Raw genomic sequence first — 7,555 nt, 5'->3', positions numbered from 1 at the left:
CCTGGAGCATAGCTTTGTCCAGAGACAGGTCTGCTACCAGCTTTTTGAGTTTGATATTCTCTTCTTCCAGCTGTTTTAGCCGTCGTACTTCTGACGGCCCCAATCCACCGTATTTCTTCTTCCAGTTGTAGAAGGTCGCATCCGAAATTCCCATCTTCCTGCACACCTCTTCTACCGGCGTTCCCAACTCGGCCTGCTTCAATGCGTAGGCAATCTGTTGTTCGGTAAATTTGCTTCTCTTCATGGCATGACTCCTCTTTTTGAGATCAAAAGCATGCCGGAATTTCTATTTCTAAGCGGTACTATTTATTGGGGTAGGGTCAAGGCCATCAAATTTCGCATGGAGCAGGCTGGCCTGACTGTTAAAGATCTGGAACCGTATATTGGCCGTTCCAACAGAGTCTATGAAATCCTCAATGGCAAGCGCCCCCTTACACTCGGTATGATCTGGAAGCTCAACCAGGGGCTCGGCATCCCTGCAGAAAGCTTGATCAAGCCGCCTAAAGCAGTTGCGGCATAGTCAACCTCTAAAGGTTGAAGGGGATAACGTTTCGTTACCCCATCACGATTCTTGGGGTAGTGAACCGCCCCGATTGGAGAATCAATTCGTTCGTCCCATCAGCTGCACCTCACGCCAAGACCGTACCCCGGCAATGCGCTTCCAACCGGATACAGGCAACAAGTACGTGACCTTCCGCCAAGGATCCCGAGCTTGATATAGAGCCTTCCTCGCCGCCCCCGGTGAGCCTCTCCTGCAAGAAATCCCGCATCCCAGAAGTACAGCACATGAGCCCCATGAGCTTCGATGCGAATCTCCTCCGAGGGCCAACCGGCGTCTGCCATCTCGAGCACGCGGCGCCGTCGGAAGCGGCCGCAGGTGATGTGCAGACTCCATCGCTTCACCACGATCGCGCGCGCGGTCAGGTTGTACAGGTAGATCCTGTTGCCCGGACCAGCCGCGCCGGACCACCCCAGTCCGGCATCGATGCAATGGCCCTTGCGCCATCGCCTCTGCAGCCTGAGCAGAATCAAGATGATGATGATTGCTGCAGCCCATCCAGCCGCGCTCTGAAAATCCATGATGCTGCCTCGGAAAGATGATTGGTCTGGAAAGCATGCCGGCCTGCATGCGCATCACGTCATACAGGTCCATGCCTGTCCCGCGCATGAGGCCCGGCTATTGATGGGCATCGAATCCATCGGGCAAAACACGATGTCGCATCTTTTCCTACAATCATGCCTTTGATACTTCCCCCCGCAAGCGCGTTCTGCTCCCGAGGGCGACAGGTTTCCCTGCCTGCCACCCCCAACAGAACGCCACCACGCTCCCTTCCATGAATGCGCTCACCGCCCTGCTCCTGCTGACCACCATCCAGATCGCCACTTCCTTCGCCGCCACCGCCGTGCTGACCATCTCTCCTCTGCTGGCGGACTCGCTGGCCGTGTCGGCACGCTGGGTCGGTGTCTACACGGCGCTGCTCTATGCCGCAGCAGCCTGCTCCTCGATCTGGTTCGGCAACCGCGTGCATCGGCTCGGTGCCTTCCAGGTCAGCCGCTGGTGCCTGGCACTGTGTGCGCTGGGCATGCTGCTCATCGCCAGCTCGCGGATCGCGGGCGTGTTGACCGGCAGTGTGCTCATGGGCATGGGATATGGCGGCATCACACCGGCCAGTTCGTACTTCCTGAGCCAGGGCACCTCCATCAAGCATCGCAGCCTGCTGTTCTCGATCCGGCAAAGCGGCGTGCCCGCCGGGGCTGCGCTGGCCGCCCTGGTGGTGCCGGCCATGACGCAGCATCTGGGACTGTCGTGGGCCTTCATCGCACCGGGCATCATCGGCCTGGTGGGCGCCGCAGCCTTCACCAGCCGATCCCCGCAGGAGCGCAGCCAGACAGCACAATCCCACTCCGACGCCAAACCCGCCAGCGTCTGGTCGCTCCTGGCCAGCTATCCGCCACTACGCATCCTGGCAGTGGTAGCCTTTCTGTTCTCCGGACTGCAGGTGACCACCCTGGCCATGCTGGTGCCCTTCCTGCATGGCTTCCAGCAGATGACGATCGCACAGGCAGGCTGGCTGCTCACGCTCGTGAACCTGGTGGGCGTGATCTTCCGCCTTGTCTGGGGCCGCTGCGTTGACCGTGGTGTGTCCGCGCTGCACATGCTGGCGCTCTCCGGCCTGCTCGGCACATCGGGATTCGCCATCCTGGCCTGGGCCGCCTTCGCCTCGGTACCCGCGTTCATGCTCTACCTGGCAGCGGCAGCCTTGGGTATCGCAGTCATCGCGTGGAATGGCGTTCTGTTCTCCGAGATTGCCATCGTCGTTGCGCGCGAAGAGGTGGGCCGGGCGACCGGACTGTGCGTCTTTGCCGGCTTCATCGGCGTGGTCTTGTTGCCGACCGTGCTGACCCTGGCCATCACGCAACGCTTCTGCAGCGGCCTGGTCTTTACCCTGGGCGCCCTGCTGTGCCTGCTCGCAGGCTGGCAGACCTGGCGCCGCGCACCACACCGCCACCACTGAAGCCGCGCAAGCCGGGTCAGCGGCGCGACGCCGTGGTGAAACTGCTGCGCCCCATTTCGGCGGCATTGGCCAACAGTCGCAGCCGTGCCGAGCGCCAGTCGGACAACGAACGAATGCGCTCCAGCTCGGCCTCGCTGAGTACCGATTGCGCGTTGAGCATTTCCACGATGTCGGCGCTACCTGCATCGTACTTGCGCTGCACCGATTGCAGCGCCCGTTGCGCCGCCTCCAGCAGGCTGCGCGAGGAGGCCAGGCTGCGCAAGGCCGTGGTCGCCTCAGCGTAGGTGATGGCGATGTCGCCCAGCACCTGGGCCTGGACGTCGCGCAGCTCGGCTTCGCGCAACTCTACCTGGGCCTGCGCACCGTCGATCTTGTAGTTGCGCGTAAAGCCTTCGAAGATGGGAATATTCAGATTCAGCCCGACCACGGTTTCACGATCACCGCGATTGCCGCCGCCCTGATTGGGTCGACCATTGACGAAGCGGCTGGCACTCAGATCCAGCGTCGGCAAACCCTCCGAGCGCACCACCGTCACTTTCTCACGAGCGGCTTCGACCTGGGCACGCGCCGCCAGGATGGCCGGATGGTATTGCTTGGCCGACTGCAGCCATCCCGGCAGATTCTGCTCCAACCCGAGCGGATCTTCCTCAACCTCGGAAGACAGCGTCAGCGCCGGCGCATCCCCTGCCTCATCCAGCAAGCCCAAGCCCACCGCCAGCGCTACCAGGCTGCGCCTGTGCTGACCGTTGGCGCGCGCCAGTTCCAGTTCTGCCCTGGCGACGTAACTGCGCGCCTGCAGGGTTTCCGGCAAGGCGCCCACGCCGCGCTGCTCGCGCCGGATAGCGGTCTCCAGCACCTGCCGCGCCAGCTGCAGGCCGCGCTCACGCGCCTGTACCACCGCACGGGCGCTGTGGGCGTCGTAGTACAGACCGACCGCCCCGGCCATGGCCTTTTGCAGGGCGGCATCCTGGCTGGCCAAGGCCGCCTGCAACAAGACGTCGGCGGCGCGCTGGTTGGCACTGCGGCCGCCAAAATCCAGCAGACGCCAGGTCAACGTGGCATAGAGCGTGCCGATGGAACGACTGCTGCTGCCCTGATCCGAACTCGTACTGCCACGATAGCGGCTGGCGCCAGCGCCCAGGGTGGGGAGATAGGCGGCCCGCGCCTCCCCCAGCTGCGCCGCCTGCAGTTTGATGCTGGCCCAACCAGCCTGTATCTGGGGCTGGTGACACAGTGCCAGATCCACGGCATCGGCCAGGGTCAGTACCTTGCCCGGCGCGAAGCTGCTGCTGGTACAGACCATCGGCTGTTCATCACCGGGCAAGGGCTTGCCATGGTCCAGTTCAGGCGGTCGCGCCAGCAGCGGATCGAAACGCCCAGGCTCGCCGCTACGGGCTGGTGACACCGCCAGCAACGCGGCAGCCATACCCAGGGCGGCCATCCGACGGTGCCGATGATCAGCGCTCATGCAGTGCCTCCTTCTGATGACGCAACAAGGGAGAGAAGGCATATTCAATCACCCTGCGACTACCGGTGCGGATGCCTACATTGACCGCCAGACCCGCTGACAGAGGCAGCCTGCGTCCATCCACGTCCAGGCTGTTCCTGGAGAGAACGATGCGGGCGGTATAGATCCATCCCTTCTTCTCATCCTGGATGGCATCGCGCGACACGGATACCACCCTGGCCGGGAGGGTGCCGTACTTGGTGTAGTCGAAGGCATCGACCTTCACCTCCACCTCCTGCCCCACCTCGACGAAGCCCACATCCTTGTTCTCGATCTGGGCCTCGATTTCGATGTCGCCATCCTCCGGTACGATCTGCATGAGCGGCTGGGTGGCCGCAACGACTCCGCCGATGGTGTGCGCGGCGAGCTGCTGCACCGTGCCGCTGACCGGTGCGGTCAGGCGCAGCAGCTTGCTGTGCTCTTCGGCGCGGCGCTGGTCCTGGCGGGCGCTCTCGATGATCTTCTCGGCCTCGATGCGGCTGTCGTGCGCCTCCTTCCGGGTCTGTGCCAGCAGGGCAGTCCGCTGATTGCGGGCCTCGGCCAGTTGGCCTTGTACATCCACACGCGCCTGTTCCTTCTCCAGCCAGGCATGCCTGGAAACACTATGGTCGCTCATCAGATCCCGATAGTCGCTGGCACGCTGACTGGCCAGACGCAGCGCCGCGCCGTAGCGGACGATTTCGTCATCCAGGCGCACCAGGCGGGCGTGAAAGTCCTGGTACTGCCCCTGCAACTGGCGCTGCACGGAATCCCATTGCGCTTGCGTCACGCCGGCCACCTCCTCCAGTTGCGGTGCACGCAGCTGCTGCACTGCCTGCATCATGGCCTGCGCACGTGCCGCCTGCAGGCGCGCCTGGGCCAGCACGTCGGCGGCCTTGTCGCGCTCGCTGTCACTGCTGGTGGCATCCAGTTCCATGAGCACCTCCCCGGCCTGCACGTGCTGGCCCTCGCGCACCAGCAGTGCCCGCACGCTGGCCACCTCGACCGAGGCAATGGTCTTGGTCCGGCCGGAGGGAATGACCTTGCCATTGGCACTGACGACGATATCGATCTGTCCGATCACCGACCACACCAGCGTCAACACGACCATGGCGACCAGCACCCGTGCCGTCCAGCGCAGGCTGGCCGAGTCGGGCGCTTCCTGCAGCGACAGCGCGGCCGGCAGGAACTCGGCTTCCTGCTGCTGGAACAGGCCCGCCGGATGCTGGTGGCGCTCACGCCAGGCGTGCAGGAAGCGGCGTACGTAGCGTTGCCACAAGGCCATCCAGGCCTGGGAACGATAATGCAGACTCATGCTGATCCCCCCCGAAGCGGCTTGCCCGCCTGCAACGCGTGCAGGTGCGCATAGATCCCGTTGTTTACCCGCAGCAGTTCTTCGTGGCGGCCACTCTCGACCACATTGCCGCGCTCCATCACCAGGATGCGGTCGGCCTCGCGCACCGCCGAGAGCCGGTGCGCAATGATGAGTACGGTGCGGCCGGCGCAGATCTGGCGCATGTTGTCCTGGATGATCTTTTCGGATTCATAATCCAGCGCGCTGGTGGCTTCGTCGAAGATGAGGATGCCGGGATTGCTGATCAGGGCGCGCGCAATGGCAATACGCTGGCGCTGGCCGCCGGACAGACCTGTTCCCTGCTCACCCACCAGCGTGTCGTAACCCTCGGGCAGCTCGCAGATGAAGTCATGCGCACCCGCCAGCCGGGCTGCAGCGATCACCTCCTCGATCGGCGCCGAAGGATCGACCAGGGCGATGTTGTCGCGGATGGAGCGCGAAAACAGCGTGTTCTCCTGCAGCACCACGCCGATCTGCTGACGCAGCGAAGCGGTATCGATGATGGAGATATCCTGCCCGTCCACGCTGATGCGCCCGCTCTCGCAGACATAGAGCCGCTGTACCAGCTTGGCCAGGGTACTCTTGCCGGAACCGGAACGGCCGACGATGCCGATGACCTCCCCAGGCCGGATTTCCAGCGACAGGCCACGAATGACTTCCGGTGTCTCGGGACGGTAGCGGAAGTTCACGCGGTCGAAGGCGATCGCCCCGCTCACGCGCGGCAAGCGCGTGCGATGGCCGGCGACTTCGCTGCGGGCATCGAGCACGTCGGCCAGGCGGCTCATGGAAATGCCGACCTGCTGGAAGTCGTTCCACAATTGCGCCAGCCGCAGGATGGGCGCGGCCACCTGCCCGGCCAGCATGTTGAAGGCCACCAGCTCGCCGACCGACAAGGCATTGTCGATGACCTGCTGCGCTCCCAGTCACATGATGCCCACGCCAACCAGCTTGCTGACCAGGCTCACGCCGCCGCTGGCCAACAGGCTGATGTTGGTGGTGGTCAGGCCGGCAGCCACGTAACCCGCCAGTTGCTGGTCCCACTTGCGCTGCCAGTGCGGCTCCACGGCCATGGCCTTGACGGTATCCATGCCGGTGAGGGTCTCCACCAGGAAGGACTGGTTCTCGGCGCTCTTGTTGAACTTGTCGTTCAGGCGCGCGCGCAGCAGCGGTGTGAAGATCAGCGACAGCAGCAGGTACACCGGGATGGAAGCCAGCACGATCAGGCTCAAGGGGACGCTGTACCAAAGCATCACCGCCAGGAAGATGAAGGAAAACACCAGATCCAGCACCAGCGTCATGGCATTGCCGGTGAGGAAGCTGCGGATGTTCTCCAGCTCGCGCACGCGGGCAATCGAATCGCCCGCGCGACGCACCTGGAAGTAAGCCAGCGGCAGGCTCAGCAAATGGGCAAACAGGCGCGCCCCCAGCTCCACATCGATCTTGCTGCTGGCCTTGGCGAAGATGGCGGTGCGGATGCCATTGAGCAAGGCCTCGAAAATGGTGGCGGCGACCAAGCCGACTGCAATCACGTTCAAGGTCATCATGGCGTGATTGACCAGCACCTTGTCCATCACCACCTGGAAGAACAGCGGCGTGACCAGGCCGATGATCTGCAGCACCAGCGAGATCAGCAAGACCTCGCCCAGCACCTTGCGGTACTTGACCACGGCCGGAATGAACCAGGTGAAGTCGAAGCGCGCCGATTCAGCGGCATAGCTCGCCTTGCTGGTCATGAGGATCACCTGGCCGCACCAGAAGGCGGCAAATTCCGCGCGTGACATCACCTGCGGCGCTTGTCCCGGCCGTTGGATCAGCATGCGCGCGGCGGCCACGGGCTGGCTGGGATCGGTTTCGATCTTGGCCAGTACGAAGAAACGGCCGGCATGGTCGATGCCGATGGCCGGCAAGGGGGTGCGCTCCAGGCGCGCGGGATGCTGGCGGATGCAGCGTGCCTTCATGCCCAGCATGCGCGCACCCAGGAGGATGTTCTGCACACCGAAGGGCTGACGGCCGAAGCGGTGCTGCAATTGTTGCGCATCGGCAGCGATGCCATGCAGCCTGGCCAGCAGGATCAGGCACAGCAGGCCGCTGTCCGTGCCGGCCTGGCCGGGGTCGTTATCACTCTGGTTCATAGAATTCCCGAAGATGGCGAGACGGCTGTCGTCGTGATCGAAGGCGCGAAGGCACTGCCGTGCCCGT

General features: G+C 63.6%; 6 protein-coding genes and 1 pseudogene. 2 read left to right on the top strand and 5 right to left on the bottom strand.

Annotated features, from left to right (window positions below; genetic code table 11):
• A partial coding sequence (locus HWE01_RS12990; protein WP_241822018.1) for a transposase occupies positions 1-244 on the bottom strand: 244 nt, incomplete at its 3' end.
• Positions 245-274: 30 nt separating this feature from the next.
• Between HWE01_RS12990 and HWE01_RS12985 the strand changes: the two genes are divergently transcribed.
• On the top strand, positions 275-520 hold the full coding sequence (locus HWE01_RS12985) for a helix-turn-helix domain-containing protein (protein ID WP_241822023.1): 246 nt from the start codon (positions 275-277) through the stop codon (positions 518-520).
• Positions 521-618: 98 nt separating this feature from the next.
• Here the strand turns inward: HWE01_RS12985 and HWE01_RS12980 are convergent, their stop codons facing one another.
• Positions 619-1,080 (bottom strand): hypothetical protein, encoded by a 462-nt coding sequence (locus HWE01_RS12980; protein ID WP_175344566.1) that lies wholly within the window; start codon positions 1,078-1,080, stop codon positions 619-621.
• A 254-nt stretch (positions 1,081-1,334) separates the two neighbouring features.
• Between HWE01_RS12980 and HWE01_RS12975 the strand changes: the two genes are divergently transcribed.
• Positions 1,335-2,516, top strand: a complete 1,182-nt coding sequence (locus HWE01_RS12975; RefSeq protein WP_241822017.1) for an MFS transporter — start codon at positions 1,335-1,337, stop codon at positions 2,514-2,516.
• A 16-nt stretch (positions 2,517-2,532) separates the two neighbouring features.
• Here the strand turns inward: HWE01_RS12975 and HWE01_RS12970 are convergent, their stop codons facing one another.
• The 3 genes and pseudogenes from HWE01_RS12970 to HWE01_RS12960 all read right to left on the bottom strand — a co-directional run bounded on the left by HWE01_RS12970 (position 2,533) and on the right by HWE01_RS12960 (position 7,488).
• Positions 2,533-3,984: a TolC family protein gene (locus HWE01_RS12970; RefSeq protein WP_241822016.1), complete on the bottom strand. Its 1,452-nt coding sequence runs from the start codon at positions 3,982-3,984 to the stop codon at positions 2,533-2,535.
• Positions 3,974-5,317: an HlyD family type I secretion periplasmic adaptor subunit gene (locus tag HWE01_RS12965; protein ID WP_241822015.1), complete on the bottom strand. Its 1,344-nt coding sequence runs from the start codon at positions 5,315-5,317 to the stop codon at positions 3,974-3,976. The genes HWE01_RS12970 and HWE01_RS12965 overlap by 11 nt, the downstream gene beginning before the upstream one ends.
• Positions 5,314-7,488 (bottom strand): annotated as a pseudogene (locus tag HWE01_RS12960) (type I secretion system permease/ATPase). Before HWE01_RS12960 ends, HWE01_RS12965 begins: the two are co-directional and overlap by 4 nt.
• Positions 7,489-7,555: the final 67 nt, after the last annotated feature.

It is taken from the genome of Herbaspirillum sp. C7C8, assembly GCF_022627875.1.
GTDB lineage: Bacteria > Pseudomonadota > Gammaproteobacteria > Burkholderiales > Burkholderiaceae_D > Herbaspirillum.
The sequence above is the reverse complement of the archived record's forward strand: the minus strand, read 5'-3'. Positions and strand labels throughout refer to the sequence as shown.

Excerpts from the sequence above, each read along its gene's own strand:
- HWE01_RS12985 (WP_241822023.1), top strand. The coding sequence starts at position 275 with ATGCCGGAATTTCTATTTCTAAGCGGTACTATTTATTGGGGTAGGGTC.
- HWE01_RS12980 (WP_175344566.1), bottom strand. The coding sequence starts at position 1,080 with ATGGATTTTCAGAGCGCGGCTGGATGGGCTGCAGCAATCATCATCATC.
- HWE01_RS12975 (WP_241822017.1), top strand. The coding sequence starts at position 1,335 with ATGAATGCGCTCACCGCCCTGCTCCTGCTGACCACCATCCAGATCGCC.
- HWE01_RS12970 (WP_241822016.1), bottom strand. The coding sequence starts at position 3,984 with ATGAGCGCTGATCATCGGCACCGTCGGATGGCCGCCCTGGGTATGGCT.
- HWE01_RS12965 (WP_241822015.1), bottom strand. The coding sequence starts at position 5,317 with ATGAGTCTGCATTATCGTTCCCAGGCCTGGATGGCCTTGTGGCAACGC.